At 61.6% G+C, this 18881-nt stretch carries 15 protein-coding genes; 6 read left to right on the top strand and 9 right to left on the bottom strand.

All coding sequences use genetic code 11. From position 1 onward, the window contains the following. Positions 1–38: 38 nt before the first annotated feature. The gene (locus tag QMK33_RS11270; protein WP_283564686.1) at positions 39–2081 is read left to right on the top strand and encodes a DUF3857 domain-containing protein; all 2043 of its coding nucleotides are present in this window, start codon (positions 39–41) and stop codon (positions 2079–2081) included. A gap of 170 nt (positions 2082–2251) precedes the next feature. Continuing rightward, positions 2252–4189 carry a transglutaminase family protein gene (locus tag QMK33_RS11275; protein WP_283564687.1) on the top strand — a complete coding sequence of 646 codons (1938 nt, stop codon included), beginning with the start codon at positions 2252–2254 and terminating at the stop codon, positions 4187–4189. Positions 4190–4335: 146 nt separating this feature from the next. On the opposite strand, the gene QMK33_RS11280 is transcribed toward QMK33_RS11275, so the two are convergent. The 3 genes from QMK33_RS11280 to QMK33_RS11290 form a co-directional block, all read right to left on the bottom strand. Beyond that, positions 4336–4815, bottom strand: coding sequence for a hypothetical protein (locus QMK33_RS11280; protein WP_283564688.1), 480 nt, complete (start codon positions 4813–4815; stop codon positions 4336–4338). A 300-nt stretch (positions 4816–5115) separates the two neighbouring features. Next, a complete protein-coding gene (locus tag QMK33_RS11285) occupies positions 5116–7236 on the bottom strand; it encodes a helix-hairpin-helix domain-containing protein (protein WP_283564689.1) in 2121 nt (706 codons plus the stop codon). Positions 7237–7298: 62 nt separating this feature from the next. Continuing rightward, positions 7299–8177 (bottom strand): PorV/PorQ family protein, encoded by an 879-nt coding sequence (locus QMK33_RS11290; protein WP_283564690.1) that lies wholly within the window; start codon positions 8175–8177, stop codon positions 7299–7301. Positions 8178–8335: 158 nt separating this feature from the next. Here QMK33_RS11290 and yidD point away from each other — a divergent pair, with 158 nt between their 5' ends. Together yidD and QMK33_RS11300 are read left to right on the top strand one after the other, a co-directional pair. Beyond that, positions 8336–8548, top strand: a complete 213-nt coding sequence (yidD, locus tag QMK33_RS11295) for a membrane protein insertion efficiency factor YidD (protein ID WP_283564691.1) — start codon at positions 8336–8338, stop codon at positions 8546–8548. Between the two features lie 38 nt (positions 8549–8586). Continuing rightward, positions 8587–9507 (top strand): hypothetical protein, encoded by a 921-nt coding sequence (locus QMK33_RS11300; protein ID WP_283564692.1) that lies wholly within the window; start codon positions 8587–8589, stop codon positions 9505–9507. Between the two features lie 238 nt (positions 9508–9745). Here the strand turns inward: QMK33_RS11300 and lgt are convergent, their stop codons facing one another. The 6 genes from lgt to QMK33_RS11330 all read right to left on the bottom strand — a co-directional run bounded on the left by lgt (position 9746) and on the right by QMK33_RS11330 (position 16775). Then, positions 9746–10750, bottom strand: coding sequence for a prolipoprotein diacylglyceryl transferase (lgt, locus tag QMK33_RS11305; RefSeq protein WP_283564693.1), 1005 nt, complete (start codon positions 10748–10750; stop codon positions 9746–9748). 435 nt (positions 10751–11185) lie between these two features. After that, entirely contained in the window at positions 11186–11800 is a 615-nt protein-coding gene (locus tag QMK33_RS11310) for an RNA polymerase sigma factor (protein ID WP_283564694.1), read from the bottom strand. A gap of 160 nt (positions 11801–11960) precedes the next feature. Then, entirely contained in the window at positions 11961–13892 is a 1932-nt protein-coding gene (gene nadE, locus QMK33_RS11315) for an NAD(+) synthase (protein ID WP_283564695.1), read from the bottom strand. 72 nt (positions 13893–13964) lie between these two features. Then, complete coding sequence (gene rnc, locus QMK33_RS11320; protein ID WP_283564696.1) at positions 13965–14699, bottom strand: ribonuclease III; 735 nt, start codon at positions 14697–14699, stop codon at positions 13965–13967. A 323-nt stretch (positions 14700–15022) separates the two neighbouring features. Continuing rightward, positions 15023–16288 (bottom strand): beta-ketoacyl-ACP synthase II, encoded by a 1266-nt coding sequence (fabF, locus tag QMK33_RS11325; protein ID WP_283564697.1) that lies wholly within the window; start codon positions 16286–16288, stop codon positions 15023–15025. A 250-nt stretch (positions 16289–16538) separates the two neighbouring features. Further along, entirely contained in the window at positions 16539–16775 is a 237-nt protein-coding gene (locus QMK33_RS11330) for an acyl carrier protein (protein ID WP_068229068.1), read from the bottom strand. A gap of 164 nt (positions 16776–16939) precedes the next feature. On the opposite strand from QMK33_RS11330, the gene QMK33_RS11335 reads away from it, so the two are divergent. After that, complete coding sequence (locus QMK33_RS11335) at positions 16940–17368, top strand: IPExxxVDY family protein (RefSeq protein ID WP_283564698.1); 429 nt, start codon at positions 16940–16942, stop codon at positions 17366–17368. Between the two features lie 24 nt (positions 17369–17392). After that, a complete protein-coding gene (pyk, locus tag QMK33_RS11340) occupies positions 17393–18835 on the top strand; it encodes a pyruvate kinase (protein ID WP_283564699.1) in 1443 nt (480 codons plus the stop codon). Positions 18836–18881 lie beyond the last annotated feature (46 nt).

The raw sequence follows: 18881 nt of genomic DNA on the forward strand, positions 1-18881 counted from the left end.
TAGTGCGTTGGCCGGGGCAAGCCCTGGCGGGGTTGGGTATGATACTGTTAATGAATGGGTTGCCTGCTAGTTGCTGGGCGCAGACCCACGTGCCGCCCGCGGCGTTTAAGGGCCCGCCCCCGGTGCGCTTCGGCCAGCCCGAGGCAGCCGATTTCGAGGCCAAAAACTTCGTGGCCGACAGCGGCGCGGCGGCCGTGGTGCTCTGCGACTACGGCACCTCGCGCTTTGCCAGCCCGGGCGGCGAAATGTGCGTGATTCACGAGCGCGTGGTGCGCCTCAAGATTCTTAAAAAAGCCGGCTACGACTACGCCACCGTAGAAGTGCCGCTTTACCACCGCGACGAGAACAAGGAGAAGCTGAGCAACCTGCGCGGCTTCACCTACGTGCGCGGGGCCGATGGCAAAATCTTGAGAACCAAGCTCGACGACGCCGGCGTGTTTGTGGAGAAGCGCACCGACCGGGTGAATGTGCAAAAGTTTACGCTGCCCGCCGTGCAGGAAGGCGCCGTGGTGGAGTACGCCTACACCATCACCTCGTCGATGCTGAGCGACTACCCCGGCTGGACGTTTCAGCGCGACATTCCCACGCGCTGGAGCGAGTACCGCTTCAGCTACCCCATGCCCTACCGCTACAAGATGCTGTACCACGGCTACGTGCCGCTGGCTACCAGCGAGGAGAGCACTGGCTCGGTGGCGCTGATACTCACGCGCCGGGCCGAATTTGGGGCGGGCGCGGGCATCGACGTGGGCAGCACCGGTGTGAGCATGACTACCGAGCAGCACCGCCTGATAGTGCGCAACGCGCCCGCCGTGCGCGCCGAGCCCTACATCACGACCCCCGACGACTACCTGACGCGCATCACCTGCGAGCTGGCCGGCATTCAGTGGCCCGAGGAGCAATACCGCGACCTGGCCGATAGCTGGCCCAAAAAGAACGGCCTGCTGCTCAAGCACGAGGAATTTGGGCTGGTGCTGAACCACGCCGGCTTTTTGGCCGATGTGGTGCGCCCCGCCGTGCAGGCCAACCCCGACCCGGCCGCCCGCGCCGCCGCCGTGCGCGCCCTGGTGCTGCAAGCCGTGAAGTACGACGGCAGCCCGCGCCTGCTCACCAGTGGCTCGCTCAAGCACACCTGGGAGCAGCGCCGCGGCAACTCGGCCGATGTGAACCTGCTGCTGGTGGCCGCCCTGCGCCAGGCCGGCCTGGTGGCCCAGCCTCTGCTGCTAAGCACCCGCGCCCACGGCTACGTGAGCCAGGAATACCCGCTGCTCGACCAGTTCAACTACGTGCTGGCCGCCGTGGAGCTGCCCGGCGGCCACGACCTGCTGCTCGACGCCACCGAGCCACTGCTCACCGCCGACGCCCTGCCGCTGCGCTGCCTCAACAAAATCGGCCACACGGTGCCCGCCGAGGGCGAGGGCCGCTGGGTGAGCCTTGCGCCCAGCCTGCGCTACACGCATTACCAGGAAGTGAAAATGACCCTCGACGCCCAGGGTGGCCTAACCAGCCAGGCGCGCGAAGACTTTGGCGGCTACGCCGGCCTGGCCGCCCGCGAAAAGCTGGCCCAGTTGGGCGAGAAAAAATTTGCCGCCGAGCTGGCCAGCGAGCACCCCAGCTGGGAAATGCCCAGCTACCAGCTGAGCGGCACCACCAACCTGGGCCAGCCCCTGAGCATCAGCTACACCCTGCGCCAGCCGGCCGAAACGGCCACTACGGCCGAGGAGCTGTACGTCAAGCCGTTGGCCACGTTTAGCGAGGATAGCAACCCGTTTCAGCTGGCCGAGCGCAGCTTCCCAGTCGATTTTGGGATGTTGCGCCAGGAGGTTATCAGCCTCACCCTGACCCTGCCGGCCGGCTACACTGCCGAGCTGCCCAAGCCCACCACGCTGGCCCTGCCCGACCAGGGCGGCCGCTACGTGTACGCGGCCAGCAGCCCCGCGCCCGGCACGGTGCAGCTCCTCAGCCGCCTCACCCTCGACAAGCCCGTGTACAGCGCCCAGGAATACCACGCCCTGCGCGAGCTCTACCGCCAGATGCTGGCCAAGCAGGCCGAGGCCCTGGTTATAAAAAAGGCCGGTAGTTGAGAGGTTCGAGAAAAGGTGCTCAAGAGCCAAAAGGAACGTCATGCAGACCGCAGGGAAGTATCTCACTCGCACCGTTAAACGGTTCGGGAGAAGCGAGCAAGATGTTTCCCAGCGGTCTGCATGACGCTCCTCCAAAGTATTTCACATAAAATATTGACTAGCAAATACTTATGCTTTATTTGTTCTTCACCACGCTGACGCTACTGGCCCCGCCCGCCCCCAAGTACCCCGCCGATGCCATTGCCCCGGCCCTACGCGAAAACGCCCACGCCGTAGTGCGCGCCTACGACGAAAAGGTGGTCGTAAAGTCGGCCAGCCAGCTGGTTAAAACGGTGCACAAGGTGGTGACGGTGCTCGACGAGTCGGGCAGCGACGACTACGGGATGCTGGCGCTGGACTACAGTAGTCTGCGGCATATCAGCTACTTGCGCGGGGCCGTGTACAACGCGCAAGGTCAGCTGCTGCACCAGCTGCGCCCCTCCGAAATACACGACCAGGGCATGGGTAGCAACAGCTTCATGGACGACCTGCGCACGCGCTACGCCGACCTGCGCCAGCCCACCACGCCCTACACGGTAGAGTTCGACTACGAAATTGTGTCGGAGAACACGCTATTCTACCCCGATTGGCAGCCCCAGGATGCCGAAAACCTCGCCCTGGAAGGCGCTACGCTGCAAGTAACCATGCCCACCGCGCTGCCCCTGCGCTACCAAGAGCAGCTGCTGCCCGCCGGCGCGGCCAGCGCGCCCGTGGCCACCGGCAACCAGACCACCTACCGCTGGCAGCTGCCCGCCGCCCCCGCCCTGGAGCGCGAGCCGCTGGCCCCACCGCTCGATGAGTTGCTGCCCGCCGTGCACCTCGCCCCGGCCACCTTCGAGGTGCAGGGCCACGCCGGCTCGCTGGCCTCGTGGCAGAGCCTGGGGCAGTGGGTGTATCAGCTGGGGCAGGGCCGCGACGCGCTGCCGCCCGCCCTCACCGCCAAAATGGCCCAGCTCATCACTGTGGCCCCCGACCCCCGCGAGCGGGCCCGCAAGGTGTACGAGTTTTTGCAGGGCTCGACGCGCTACGTGTCGGTGCAGCTGGGCCTGGGCGGCTGGCAAACGGCCTCCGCCACCGCCGTGGCCACCGGCGGCTACGGCGACTGCAAAGCCCTGAGCAACTACACCTGCGCCTTGCTGAAGGCCGCGGGCCTGCCGCCGGCCTACGTAGCGCTGGTGGGCGCCGGCGAAGGGGCGTCCGACGTGCGCGCCGACTTCCCGAGCAGCCAGTTCAACCACGCCATCTTGTGCATGCCGCTGGCCGCCCACGGCACCATACCGGCCGATACCCTGTGGCTGGAATGCACCAGCCAGACCGATGCTTTCGGCTACATGGGCGCCTTCACCGGCAACCGCCACGCGCTGCTGCTCACGCCCGAGGGCGGCCGCCTAGTTGCCACCCCCCGCTACGGCGCGCAAGCCAACCGCCAGCAGCGCCGCACCGACCTCTGGCTCAATACCGAAGGCGGGGCCAAGGCTACCGTGCGCACCCAGCGCCTGGGCTTGGCCCAGGACACTTACGCCCAGCTGCTGCACAACGCCGACCCCGAGCAGCAGAAAAAATACGTTTCCAGCCGTTTGCGCCTCAGTCACTTCACCATTACGAGCCTGCGCCTGGCCAACGCCCCCACCCCGGCCTTGCCCGGCGTAGTCGAAACTATGGGCCTGGAGCTGGCCAGCATCGGCACCGCCGCCGGCCGCCGCATCTTGCTGGAGCCCAACTTGTTGGGCCGCCTCGGGGCGCTGCCGGCGCAAGTGGGCCCGCGCCTCACGCCGCTGGCCCTGCCGCCCGCCAGCCTCTACCAGGATACCGTGCGTCTGCACCTGCCCGCCGGCTTCCGGGCCGAAAACCTGCCCCAGCCCACGCAACTCACCTCCGCCTACGGCACCTACTCCAGCACCTGCACCACCCTGGCCGATGGCACCCTGCAATACGTGCGCCTGCTCGAAACCCGCCGCCCCAGCGGCACCACGCTACCCGCCGCCAAGTATTCTGAATATCAGGATTTTCGCCGCAAAATCAGCCAGGCTGATAACGCCCAGGTAGTGCTGGTAAAAACGGACGCGTGAGTAGCCTATGGCGGCGCCTATCAATAGGATGACGCAGGCTAAGAAGCAGAAAGTAGTCGTTGGGATAGCAATAATTTACATTCTGCAAAGGACCGCTCATAGAATGTAAAAGCTAAATCTCCTCTTGAATAGCCACCTAAAAAATATCATTTACGGCGGTATGTTTGGCTAAATCCATCCGCGTAATTGTCTGCTATTTTTAGTTCAGCTCCTAATTCTTCAATGAGATAGGTAATTGGCTGTATGACTGAGGTACTAGGTGACCCTCCGCTAACGTGGTGATTAATGCGTAAAGTCTGGGTAATCTGCCCATTATAGATACTACGAGCTGACCTGACGGAAAAAGTAGTAGATTCTGTTAGCTGAGTAACTCCTTGTCGGGTATCATATTGTTGAAAGGTGCTGTCGGGTTTAAATACCCATATGGTAGCTACGCCTGTGGAGGAAGGCGTGTAGTTTTGATTTCCCGTCAGCCCGCCAACGGTCTTGACCCATTCCCATTCGCCACTAATGCTGTTTTCCGAAACTGCTGCTGGGGTAGGGTCAGTTATTGTGCTCTTCTCACAGCTGGTACTCATAGCTAACAAACTCAAGCTGGCTAGAGCAGGTAATGAATTGAATTTCATAGCAGGAAAGTAGGAAAAACTAAGCAGCGAAAAATTTGAACAACAACAAGTTGATGCCATATGAAAGTAAAACGTTGCATTGAGGCCCAGGATATATGACGGAGTCGAGCACCTAAGCGAGAATTCTTGCTAAAATACCACACTATGCACAGCGGCCAGCCAAGCCCAAAATCACCATTTTTCCCAGACTGGTCCGACAACTCCGCTTATGTTAATGGATTTTACTCAAAGGAAATATAAGCATAAATTGGCTGTCACCTTGAAAGTTTTATACCTGTCTTTCGACTCAGCAAGCAACCCTCACAGCTTATACCGCACCTGGGCAGTAACCTCCGAGCGCGCCGCGCCCTTGATTTCTTCCAGCCCCGAGCCCACGGTGGCCTGGTGCCGGTAGCGCGTGTCGGCGTAGCGCAGCCATACCGTAAAGTGCTTATTGAGAGTAGCTTGGCCGATGGCGTAGGCCCGCGTACCCTGCCCGTAGAGCGCGGGCACCGACACGGCGTACAGCACGTCTTGCTCAAACACGTACTGCCGCGTGTCGTAGTCGTCGGTATCAAACACGGCGTAGCGGGCCGTGAGCCGTACCCGGCGCGCGAGCTGTACCGTGGCATCTTGGCTGAGCACGAAGCCGCGCCGCCAGGGCTGGTTGTCGTCGGCGCGCAAGTAGGTGGTTTGCAGGCGGGTGCGCAGGCCCAGCTGGGCGGTGGGCTGCACGTCGGCATACAGCAGCAGCGAGTGGCGCAGCTGCTGGCCGGGCAGCGGCAGCGGCCGGCCGGTGATGCTGGTGGGCAGGTCGAGCGGCTTGAGGCGGGCGCGGTACTGCACGTAGAGCAGGCTGGTTTTGGTAGGCGTGAAGGCCACGCGCAGCAGCGCATCCTGCCCGTGGCTGGGCGCGCCCACCCGGTAGCGCAGCCACGGAAACCGAAACTGGTCGAAGTAAGCCGAGACCTCCCAGCGCGCCAGCGGCCTCACCTTCAGGCCGATATATAAACCGCTTTCGTTGATGTTGCGCGTGTTCTCGCCTAGCGCGTTGCCGTAAAAGGTGTGAAAATCAGTCTCATAGTGCCGCACCAGCACCGAGGCATCCACGGCCGGGCCGAGGCTGGCGAGTAGGCCATTAACCAGGCCCAGGCCGCCGCCGCTGCTGCGCCCGCCCTCGCCAAAGAGCAGCAGGTTGCGCCAGCCGTAGCTGTAGTGCGCCCCCAGCGCCAGGTTGTTTTGGCCACTAAACTCGAACCGATTGTACGGCTCGGCCCGCTTTTGAAAAGCCGTGCCGTAGTGCGTGCCTACCGCCGTGAGGCCGAAGCTGAGGTGACCATCGGCGCTGAGGTAGCCGACGTGGCCGCCGCCCACGGTTTCGGCCAGGCGCTGGCGGCCGGCTATTTCGGTGGCGGTGCGGTGCAGGCCGGTCAGCAGCAGGCTACTGCTGAATTCATCGAATTGCGCTAGCGAATCGGTGTTTTGCCGGGTGTTGGCGTCGATGTTTTTGCGCGAGGCGAATGCCGTGGCCTCCCAGCGCGGGGCCAGCTGGTAGGTGGCCGCCGCGCCCCGAAAAAACGTGTTTTCGAGTAGCGCCGCGTAGGGCCGCACGCCCAGCGCGGCGCGGCGCAGGTTGGTGATGGTTTCGGCCCCTTTGCCCGCCGCCAACCCCGACGACAGCAACAGGCCCTGCCCAAATTGCAGCTGGTAGTCGCCCAGCGCCAGCGTTTTGAGCCGGCCCTGTTCGTGCAGCACAAAGTGGGCCGACACAAAATCGGGCCCGTACTGGCGCTGGCCCGGCCGCCAGGCCAGCGGCTCGCCCGCGTCTTTCTCGGCCGTGAAGCCCAGGCTGAAATCGTGGGCGTGGCTCACGCGGTAGCGCAGGGCCACGGCATCGGGCGAGCCCAGGTAGCGCAGCGTGGGCCGCCCCTGAAACGTATCGGCGGCCGCGTAGCCCTTGCGCTGTTGCAGCACCCGCTCGTAGCGCAGCAGCACGGCGTTATTCTCCTCTTGCTTAATGCGCTGCCACAGGGTGCCGCGCACCGCGTTGGGCCGGGTGCTGGCCACCGTCACGAACGGCGCCACCCGCTCGATGGTGCGCACGTCCCAGCCCGGCACGGCTTGCAGCTCGTACACGCTCAGCAGCGGGCCAGTGGCCTGGCGGTGCCGCAGCAGGGCGGCCACCTGCTTTTCGGCGAGCAGGGGCAGGGCGCGCAGCTCCTCGGCGGTGGCGGTATTAAGGTTGAGCGGCGACTGGTAGTAGTTGAGCAGCGTGCCGTACAAATCCTCATAAGGCACCTGGTCAGTCTGGATTTCGGCAAAAAGCTCCTGCGTAAGCCGGTCCAGCTCGGGCGCGCGGCGCGGAAATTCCTGGGCCGCCCCGAGGTAGGGAATTAAAAATGATAAATTAAAAATTAAAAACTGGGCTAACCGATGCTTCATGGTTCTTTATTCCAGACTCGTTGGCGCGCTTGCACCAAAGAGCCATTTTTAATTCCTCATTTTTAATTCTCCCTCTTCTCCCACTGCCAGCCCACGCTGAAGTACTGGCTCAGCCCCAGTGCATTGTGCCAGCCGGCCGCGTAGTCGAGCTGAAAATCGCCGGCGCGCAAACCCACGCCGCCGGTAGTTTGCTGGCTTAAGCTGGCGTAGCCCAGGCGCACGGCCACGGCCGCCGTGGGCAGGTATTCGAGGCCGGCCTTCACGCCGGTATCGCGCTCCACGTCTTTTTCGGCCTCGGCCAGCAGCAGCACCTGCTTGCCGGGGCGGTAGGCCAGGCCCACGCGCAGCACGGTGGGCAGGCGCTCATCTTGGTAATCAGCTAGTTTGGCCTGCGTGATATTGTAGAGGTAGGCGCCCAGCGTGAGGCGCTGGGGCAGGATGTCGGCCTGCCCGCCCAGCGAAGCGGCCAGCGTGCGGCGGCTGCCCAGGTCCTGGAAGCTCACTTGCAGCGCGTCGAGCCGGCCGCCTACGCTCACCACGCCCACCCGGTAGGCGTAGGCCGCGCCCACCCGCGTCTCATTATACAAAACGCCCCCAAAGCGCTGGGCCTCAATGCCTACTACGCCCCGGCCCGCGCGGGCTGGCAGCCCCGCCGCGGCTGGCTCTACCACGCCCAGAGGCAGCGCTACCGCTACCGCCGCCACGTTGAGGCTCGGAATGAGGTAGCGATTCTCGAAATAAATGCCCGCCGTGGGCCGGGTGAGGCTGCCCAGCCCGGCCGCGTTGTTGGCCACCGCCCACACCTCGCCGCCCAGCGTGGCCGAGGCATTGCCCAGCGCCTGCGCCCGGCCGCCGTGCCCGGCCGGGCCGTTGCCCTGCGCGTGCAGCAAGGGGCAAGTAATGAGTAAGAGGATAACAAGGAAGGGTAAATACTTGGTCATAGGCCCCAACGTGGCTAAGAAAGTCGAAATATAAGCCTGCTAGCAATCAGCTGCTAATGCATACTAGTAACTTTATTTTTACGTGCGTGCGGTCCCTTGGGTCGCCCAGCCCGGCCGGCCGGGGCAAACTTTGCGCGGTCCTCCGGTCTTTTTGCCTTATGCTTCGTCGCTTGCTGCTTTTGCTAGTGCGGTTTTACCAGCTCTTTATTTCGCCGCTCACCCCACCGAGCTGCCGCTACACGCCCACCTGCTCGGCCTACGCCGCCGAGGCTATTGGCAAGTACGGGGCCTGGCGTGGAGGACGGCTGGCGCTGCGGCGCATCGGGCGCTGCCATCCGTGGGGCGGGCACGGGCACGACCCGGTGCCGTAGTGTAGCCAACAGGCTCATTTTAGCGTACAAGCGCACCTATGCTGTATATCCCGCTCCTTATCCGCCCACTGCTGGGCTTCATGCTCCTCACTACGGCCTGCTCCTCGGCCGAGGGTGACCGCGCCAGCGCCGACCAGCCGCAGGACGTGACCCAAACGCACCCCGGCAAAAAAGGCAAAAAAGGCGGCCACAAAAAAGACAAGCAAGCCGTTGCCCTGGAGGGCCTACGCCGCGTGGGCAAGCTCACTGATGGCATTATGGAAAGCTCGGGCCTGTGCGCCGCGCCCGAGGCGGGCACCTACTTCACCTTCGGCGATGATGGCCAGCAGCCCACCGTGTGGCGCGTGGACGCCACCGGCCAGCAGGTAGGCGAGTTCACGCTGGGCGCGCCCAACCACGACTGGGAGAGCCTGAGCCGCGACGCCAGCGGCAACTACTACCTGGGCGACTGCGGCAACAACAACAACGACCGCCAGAACCTGGCCATCCTGCGCTTCCGCCCCGACGCCCCCGATAAAGTCAGTAAAATCAACTTCAAGTACCCCGACCAAACGGCGTTTCCGCCTGACAAGCCAGAGCGTAACTTCGACTGCGAGGCCAGCCTCTGGCACGCCGGCCAGGTGTATTTATTCACCAAAGACCGCGCCCAGTCGGCCACCTGCAAGGTTTATACGGTGCCCGAAGCCCCCGGCAACTACACCGCCAAGCTCGTAACCAAGCTCGCCCTGCCCGGCCAGGTCACCGATGCCACGCTGGCCCCCAGCGGCCACCGCCTCGCGCTGCTGGCGCGGCAAGAGCTGTTCGTGCTGGAGGGCAATACCTGGGACGAAATCCTGAAAGCCCCGCCCCGCCACATCAGCCTCAAAGGCGCGGGCCAAACGGAGGGCGTAGCCTTCAAAACCGAGAATACGCTGCTGATTACGACCGAGCAAGGCGATGTGTATGAGTTTGATTTATAAAGCATTATGTGTAAAGCGCCTGTTATTGCGAGCGCAACGAAGTGGAGCGCGGTAATGACAAACGGTTTTGCGTAAGTCATAATATGTTTAACAGAAAAGCCCGCTGCACTTAAATGCAGCGGGCTTTTCTGTTAAACAACAGGTAGCGTTCCAAAGCGAGGCGTGGCAGGCGCGCACCATGGCGCGTGCCAGCGCTACACAGCCAGGCCGGCGGCAAACGCATCGTGGCGCGTGCCTACTATACTTTGGCGGCGGCCGCCTGGGCGGCTTCTTCCTCGGCCAGGTCGCGTGGGGCGTAGCCGTACGGGTTTTTGGGGTCTTTGCCGGCGCGCAGCAATATCCATAAGCCAATGATAATGCACGGGATGCTCAGCAATTGCCCAATGTTGAGGTGATACTGCGCGATGAGGCCCGTTTCCTGCGATACCTGGTTTTCCTTTAGGTATTCAACTAAAATACGGAAGGTGAAGAGCAGCACCACGAACAAGCCAAGGAGCAGCCCGCGCGGCGTGCGCTCCTTGTATTTATTCCACAAGCCGTAAAGAATAACGAGTAGAAACACGCAGAACAGCGACTCGTAAATTTGGGTGGGGTGGCGCGGCACGGCCATTTCCATGCCCATGGCGGGCGCGGTGCCAGCGGGTAGCACTTCGGTGTGGTCCTCGCCGTTGGGCAGGCGGCTGCGCTGCACCAGCACGGCCCCGGGGGGCAGCGGCGTCACGGGCACTTGCAAGTGCTCGGTATCGCGCGGAAACACGAAAGCCCAGGGCACATCGGTGGGCTTGCCCACAATTTCGGAGTTCATCAGGTTGCCCAGCCGGATGCACGCCCCGGCTATGGCCACCGTAATCACAATGCGGTCAAGCACCCACAGGTAGTCGAACTTATTGCGATAGCTGAAAAGAATTACCGCTAGCGGGATGACAACCGTGGCCCCGTGCGAGGCCAGGCCACCGTGCCATATTTTTAAAATCTCCCACGGATGCTTGCTGTAGGCGGGCCAGTCGTAAAAAAAAACGTGGCCCAGCCGTGCGCCCAGTACTGTGCCCACTACCATGTAAAACGTGAGGACGTCGACCCAATAAGGCCGCACATCCTCTTTTTTGAACATATTGGTAATTACAAACGAGCTAATGACGAAGCCCAAGGCAAACAGCACACCGTACCAACGCAGCAGCAGCGGGCCGATTTCGGCAATGATGGGCGAGACGTTCCAAGTAATGTAGGCGAGTAAAGGGGACATAGACGGCAAAGGAGAAGAAGCTTCAAAAGTACTAGCGCTACGGGCTAAGAGCCAGCAATGGCCGCGGCGTAGCCAAGTGTGTCGAGCTTAGGCAGCACGAAGCCTAAGCGTGGATGAGCAAGGAAAAAAATTGCTTAGCGAGCCAGCGGTTGCGCTGGGTTGCTGGTAGGGTAGCCAGCGCCGGCCGGGGCTGCTACGGCCCCATCGCCGCTCATAGCCAATACCAGCGCACAGAGTGCGGCGGCATAGGCGGGCTTACGTAGCCAATTGGGTAGCAAGGCGTTAGCAGCATCAGCCTGGGCCAGGAGCCGGGCGTGCACCCGCGCGTAAAAGAACGGCTGCGGTTCTGCCCGAGGGGGAAATCGCAGTTGGTGCAGCAGTTTTCCCCAGTCTTTGTCGGAGCCAGGGGGTAGGTCAGAATTAGACATGGCGAAACTAGGCTTGAAGGGATTGCTGAATTTTTTGCCGGGCCCGAAACAACAAGGACTCTACCGCGGGCACGCTAGTAGCGAGCACGGCGGCTATTTCCTCATAGCTCAGCTCCTGCTCGTGGCGCAGCGTAAACGCAACCTGCTGCTTGGCCGGCAGGCGGCCGAGGCAGGCCCGCAAAAGCCCCAGCTGCTGTGCGCCCTCCAGCAGCGCCTGCGGATGCGCGTGGTCGGGCAGCTCGTGCAGCACTTGGTTATCGAGCCCCAGCAAGCTGGTAAAATGGGCAAAGCGCTTTTTGGCGTGGGCCCAGCGGCGGCAGCGCAAAGCCCGCGACGTGGCCAGGCGGTAGAGCCAGGTGCTCAAAGCGGCCTCGCCCCGAAAGCTGGCAATAGTTTGGTAAACCTCGATAAAAACCTCCTGGGCCACGTCTTCCGCTTCCTCCGGCGAATGCAGCAGCGAGAGCGCAGTCTGGTAAATGCGGTTTTGGTAGCGGGCCACCAGCGTGCGAAAAGCCGCTTCGCTGCCTTGCTGCAACTGCGCCACCAACTCCTCGTCGGTGGCGCTCAGCCGGGAGCAGCGCGGCAGCTCAAAGGAAAGAGGTAGCGAAAGGCCAAAAGCCATAGTAGCCAAAACGACAAGTAAGTGCCCACACAACGCCGGCTCTTTTGCCAGGCCAGCGTTACGAAATGTTAGGCACCAACACTACTGAAAACCTGCGTTCCTTCGCCTTGATAATTATGCAAATAGCTTGTAATCAAGGTGTTTATTTCAGCAGAACAGGCTACAGCGCGGCCAACTCCTCGCTAAAGCCACCGCTCAGGATGGGGAAGCGTAGCCACGAGCGCGGGTCCACGTTGTAGTCGTCGAGGTGGAAGCTGGGGGCATAGCGCTCGCGCTTCCACTGGTTGCGGCTCCAAAGCTGGTAAAAGCGCCGCACGTAGGCGCGCAGCTGGCCGGCATCGGCGGCGGGGTCTTCGGCGATAAGCTGGGCCAGCACGGCCGCCGGGGCCAGCCGGTCATAAAAGGCCAAGCGCTCGATGCGGTTGAGCAGCACGTAGGGCATCAGGTCGCGCTCGTCAGTCTGGTTATCGGCAAGGGGCCGCAGCTCGGCGGTAGGTTGCAGGTCGTTTACGTAACGCAGGCCTTCGTAGCCCAGCTCGGTTTGGGCCCAGCGCAACCACTTCTTTACGAAGTCTTTATCGACGCCCGCAATGGGGGAGATGCTGCCCGCCGTGTCGCCGTCCATGGTGCAGTAGCCCACGCTGGCCTCCGAGCGGTTGGAGGTGGTGATGAGCAGGCAGTTCTGCACGTTGGCCAGCAGCCAGATGCCGGGGGCCCGCACCCGCGCCTGAATGTTTTGCAGCGCCAGGTCGTCGGTTTGCCAGGTGAGTGGGCGGCCCAGCGCGCCCTCAATCTTGCCCACGTAGCCGCTCACCTGCTCGTCAATCGTCCAGTCGAAGAACCGGGCCCCGATGCTGTCGGCTAGCTCTTTAGCTGAATTAAACGTATCGTCCGACGAGTTTACCGTGCCCTGGTAGGCGCAGGTGAGCAGGTGGTTGACGAGCGCCTGATTGGCGGTATCAGGCTTCTGGTTTTGGGTTTCGGCTGCGTTATCTACATCAATAGCCGTTTGGTGTGCCGCGCCGCCTGCGCCGGTTTGTACCACCTCCGTTTTAGCCTCGTCAAACGCCCCACTGCGGCGCTTAAACTCCTCCTCGCCCAGCTCGGCCACGCCCAGGCGCACCATTTCGGCCACGCCCACGGCGCAAAACGACGAATCGGCCCCGCCGCTCAAACTCAGCACGAAACCCCGGCTGCGGGCCTTGCGCAGGTAGTCAAACAGGCCCAGGCTCATGGCCTGGTTGAGCTCGCGGTACTCGTCGGGCGCGGGCAGCGGTACCAGCTCGCCAGCCATTTCGAGCGGCGTGCTGAAGTCCACATCGGCCCATTCCAGGTCCACTTCCTTGAAGCTCAGCAGCTGGTTGCGCTTGAGCAGGTGGCCGTTGCGGGCAATCAGAATCTCGCCGTCGTAGATGATGCGGCCGGCCTCGTTGCCCAACAGATTGGCATAGAGGTAGGTGCATGTAAAGTTGCGCGACGCGTTGAGGACCAGGTTGTAGCGCTGGTCCGTCTTGCTCATGGCAAAGTGGCTGGCCGACGGGTTCACAATCAAGTCAACCTTGCCGCGCAGCCGGCAGGCGGGCCGCACGTTGTCGGGCCGCCAGGCGTCTTCACAAATCTCGAAGCCAAACCGCACGCCCAGGTGCTCAAACGTGAGGTCGCCGAGCGGCCAGCTTTCGCCGGCGTGCTCCACGGTGGTGGTTTCGCCCGCCACCCACGGCGCAAAAAAGCGCGGCTCGTAGTGCACCCCATCGCTGGCCAAAAACTGCTTGGCCGCGAAGCCCAGAATCTCCCCATCGCGCAGCACGGCAGCCGTGTTGTAGGTGCGCTGGTGCAGCCGCACCGGCAGGCCCACCACCACGCAAATGCCCTCGGTGAGCGGCCGAATCTGCTGTAAGTGCGCCAGCGCCGACTCGGGCAGCCAGTCGCTCAAAAACAGGTCCTCGCAGTTGTAGCCCGTCAGGCACAGCTCGGGCAGGCACAGCAGCTCCACGCCTTCGGCCTTGGCCTGCGCAATAGCCGTGCTGATAGTCTGGATGTTATGGGCCCAGTCAAAGGGAATCTGGTTGAGGGCGGCTCCGGCGATGCGCATGATGTGAATGGAGGGAAAGTGTAAAACTATCTGTCAATGCGAGCGCAATGACAGCCGACTCAAGCTAATGCCTTACACCCCCAGCGCGGTCAGCGCCCGCTCGGCGGCCAATTGCTCGGCTTGCTTTTTATTGAGGCCCATGCCGGTGGCAATTACCTCGTCGCTCAGCAGCACGGTGGCCGTAAACTCCATTACGCCGCCCGGCCGGGGCTCGCCGGTTAGCTCGTAGCGCACGTCCTTGCCCTGGCGCTGCGCCCACTCAATAAGCTTGCTCTTGTAATTAGAAGTGGTGGTAGTCAGCTTGGTAACGTCCACAAAGGGCTTAATCAGGCCTTTAAGCACAAACTTGCGCGCCGCCTTGTAGCCCAGGTCCAGGTATACCGCGCCCACCAGCGCCTCCAGGGCGTTGCCGTTTACGGAGCGCGAGCGGGCCACCCGGCTCTGCGCCGTGTCGAGCTGTACCAGCTTGTCGAGGCCCATCTTGAGGGCGATGGCGTTGAGGCTTTCGCGGTTAACTATGCGCGAGCGCGTTTCCGTCAAAAAGCCTTCCTGCTCGTACGGAAACTTGCGAAACAGGTACTCGGCCACCACGGTACCCAGCACCGCGTCGCCCAGAAATTCCAGCCGCTCGTTGCTCTGGTGGCGGCCCGCGCCGGGGTCCAGCTTCACCACCGACGAGTGGGTGAAGGCCAGCTGGTAGAGCCGCGCATTATGCGGGTCTTGCCCAATAACGGTGGCTACTGCCTGCCGAAACTGCTTATCGCTACCCAGCAGCCGCCGAAACAGGCCAAAAAGAGGTATTGCCATGACCGCAGATTCAAACGGATTTAACGGATTTCGCAGATGACGGGGCTGCGCCCCTGGCTTTTGGGCTGGGACTCAGGGGAAGCGGGGAGAGCGGGGGGAGCGAGGAGGTTAATTTCAAGGGGCAAAGGACAATGAGGAGTGGTAAACCACTCGGCAACAAGCAATAAAAAATAATTGGCTGCCCAATAGTAGTATATCAGACAGCCAATTCAAGTGCAGGAACCAAGCCTAACCTAAGTGGGTAAACCCAAAACTCCTGAAGTAAGCAATAACCAAAGCCAGAGAGTCAGGGGCAATGCCCCGCATCTGCGAAATCCGTTAAATCAGTTTGAATCTGCGGTCAGCTTACGGAAAACTACCGATGTGTTGTGCCCGCCGAAGCCAAACGTGTTGCTGAGCACCACGTTCACCTCGCGGTGCTGCGCCACGTTGGGCGTGAAGTTGAGCGCCTGATTGATTTCCGGGTCGGGCGTGTGCAGGTTGATGGTCGGGGGCACGATGCCGTGCTGAATGGCCAGAATGCTGGCCACCGCCTCGATGCCGCCCGCACCGCCCAGCAAGTGGCCGGTCATGCTCTTGGTCGAAGAAATGTTGAGCTTGGTGGCGTGCGCCCCAAACACGGTTTCGATGGCCTTAATCTCGGCCCCGTCGCCGAGCGGCGTGCTCGTGCCGTGGGTGTTGATGTAGTCCACGTCCTCGGGCTTGATGCCCGCGTCGCGCAGGGCATTGCGCATGACCAGCACCACGCCCGAGCCGCTGGGGTCGGGGGCGGTAATGTGGTACGCGTCCGACGACATGCCGCCGCCAATAATCTCGGCGTACATCTTGGCGCCGCGCGCCTTGGCGTGCTCGTATTCTTCGAGCACCAGCGCGCCCGCACCCTCGCCCAGCACAAAGCCGTCGCGGTCCTTATCGTAGGGCCGCGAGGCCGAAGCCGGGTCGTCGTTGCGCTCGCTCATGGCCTTGAGGGCGTTGAAGCCGCCCACGCCCGATTCGGTGATGGCCGCCTCCGAGCCGCCGCTCACAATGGCGTCGGCCAGCCCCAGGCGAATGTTATTGAAGGCCGCAATCAGCGCATCGTTCGACGAGGCGCAGGCCGACGTCGTGACGAAGTTGGGACCGCGGAAGCCATTCTTGATGGAAATATTTCCCGATGAGGAGTCGGCAATCATGCGCGGAATAAAGAAGGGCGAGTACCGGGGGGTACCGTCGCCGCGCTCAAACTGGAAGCACTCTTCTTGCAGCGACTTCAGCCCGCCAATGCCCGAGCCCCAGATAACCCCGATGCGGTCCTTGTCCACGTTGTCCGTGAGCAGGCCCGCGTCGGCAATGGCCTCGTCGGCGGCAATTACGGCAAACTGCGTGAATAAGTCCATCTTACGGCCTTCCTTGCGGTCGAAGTAAGTATCTGGGTTGTAATTCTTTACCTCGCAGGCAAAGCGGGTTTTAAACTTGGTGGCGTCGAAGCGGGTAATGATGGCCGCACCACTCACCCCATTTTTGAGCCCTTCCCAATACGTGGGAACGGTGCTGCCCAGTGGCGTGATGGCCCCCAGGCCGGTTACGACAACGCGGCGAATTGACGACATAAAATCGCAGATTAAACGGATTTAACAGATTTCGCTCAATACGCCCACGCTACGCGAGCTGACTAAGCGGCGACCTGCAAACGGTGATGAAACGACCTTAAACTACAAAACCGGCCGGCAGTGTGCCGGCCGGTTCTAAGGGGAAGCTTAAACAGCAGCCAAACGAACCACAAAAATCGCAGCCAGATAAGTCAGCCCACGCAGTGGGGGCGTATCTGCGAAATCCGTTAAATCCGTTCGAATCTGCGGTCTACTTAGCGTGCTCTTCGAGGTAGCTAACCGCCTGGCCCACGGTCTGGATGTTCTCGGCCTGGTCATCGGGAATGCTGACGTTGAATTCTTTTTCGAATTCCATAATCAGCTCCACGGTGTCAAGTGAATCGGCACCCAGGTCGTTGGTGAAGCTCGCCTCTGGCGTTACTTCCGAGGCTTCAACACCCAGCTTGTCGATAATGATGGCTTTTACTTTTTCGGCGATTTCAGACATTGCAGTCGTGCGTTAAGGGGAAACTTGCCTGCAAAGTAACGCACCTTTTCGCAACTACGCCGCGAATTGCCTTCTCAGAGCACGTGTAATATTTTAGTGTGCCTCCCAAAACCCGTTCCACCGGCCCCTTTGCAAGGTGTAGCTTTGCAGTTCGCCCCTACCACATGAAAACCCTAACTCTAGAGGCCGAGTACGACTGCGACTTTGCCCTGTTTGGGCTGGTTTCCAGCACCCGCGACTACACCCTGGCCTGGAGCCTCAACCGGGGCTTGCGCCTGCGCCTCGTGCGCCAGCCCGATTTTGTGCTGAATCTGGTGCAGCAGGGCGCGCTGGCGTTTAGCTACTACCTCTACGCTACCGAGGTGCTTACCTTGCGCCTGCTGCGCAACCGGGCGGCGCTACCTTCTGCGCTGGCTAAACCGTTTTTGGCCCCCGATATTCGCGAGTATGATTACCTGCTGCAAGTGCAGGGCGGGGCCGACGAGTGGGCCGGCACCGAGCTGCTCGACCGCCTTACGGCCCTACCTATCGTGCAGTATGCCAGTGAGTTTGACCCCAATGAACTGAAATACAAGGAAAACCTGATTTTTTAACCACGCTGCTTCGCTAGTCTCTCCATGGAACCCTCCGTTCTCTCCTTCAACAAGACCAAAATCGTGGCCACCGTGGGCCCCGCCTCCAACACCTACGACCTGCTCGGGATGCTCATTCGCGAGGGCGTGGATGTGTTTCGCCTCAATTTTTCGCACGGCACGCATGAAGAGCATCTGTCCGTTATCAACACGGTGCGCCGCCTCAACAAGGACATGCGCACCAACGTGGGCTTGCTGCAAGACTTGCAGGGGCCGAAAATCCGGCTGGGTGAGGTAGAAGGCGGCAGCGTCGAAATCAAGCGCGGCGATAAAATCAAGCTGGTGTGCGGCGAGAAGGAAATCAGCACCGCCACGCGCCTGAGCACCATTTATATGGGCCTGGCCCGCGACGTGAAGCCCGGCGACCAGATTCTGATTGACGATGGCAAAATCGAGCTGAAAGTGCTGGCCACCGACCGCGACCACGAAGTGGACGTGGAAGTGGTGTACGGCGGCACCGTGAAGCCCCGCAAGGGCATTAACCTGCCCGACTCGGAGGTTTCGGCCCCCAGCATGACGGAGAAGGACATCGAGGACCTGAAATTTGGCCTGGAGCACGACGTGGACTGGGTGGCGCTGAGCTTTGCCCGCAAGGCCGACGATATTCGCTTCATCAAGCGCCTGATTGCTGAGGCGGGCAAAACTACCCGCGTAATCGCCAAGATTGAGACGCCCGATGGCCTGCGCAACATCGACGAAATCATTGCCCTCACCGATGCCGTAATGGTAGCTCGCGGCGACCTCGGCGTGGAGGTGAAGATGGAGGAGGTGCCGATGGCCCAGAAAATGATTATCGAGAAGTGCAACAAGGCCGGCAAGCCCGTTATCGTTGCTACCCAGATGATGGAGAGCATGATAACCGCGCCGCGCCCCACCCGCGCCGAAACCAGCGACGTAGCCAACGCCGTTATCGACGGGGCCGATGCCGTGATGCTTTCGGCCGAAACCGCCGTGGGTGCCTACCCCGCCGAGGTTATCCGCTCGATGGTAGGTACCATTCTGAGCGTGGAAAGCCGCAGCCCCAAGCTGTTCTACAAGTGGTGGCCCGTTGATGCGGCCGCCTCCACGTTTGTGGAAGACAGTATTCTGTCGGCTTCGTGCCACTTGGCTAAGAATACCACGGCCCGCGTTATCACCGGCATGACGGGTAAGGGCTACACGGCCTTCCAGCTGGCCAAATACCGCCCCAAGGCCGACATCTTCATCTTCACCGACAACCGGCCGCTGCTCACGGTGCTGAGCCTGGTGTGGGGTGTGCGCTGCTTCTACTACGACCGCTTCAATAGCACCGACAGCACCATTGCGGATATTAAGAACATCCTCACCACCACCGGCAACCTCAAAGAGGGCAACGTGTTCATCACGACGGGCACCATGCCCATCAGTGAGCGCGGCCGGGCCAACATGGTCAAAGTGAGCGTGGCCTAAGCCATAGATTTACCCGAATGAAGGCACATCGCCCGGATTTTATAAA

Origin of the sequence: Hymenobacter sp. H14-R3 (assembly GCF_030063445.1) — a bacterium.
In the GTDB taxonomy this organism is placed as follows: Bacteria; Bacteroidota; Bacteroidia; order Cytophagales; family Hymenobacteraceae; genus Hymenobacter.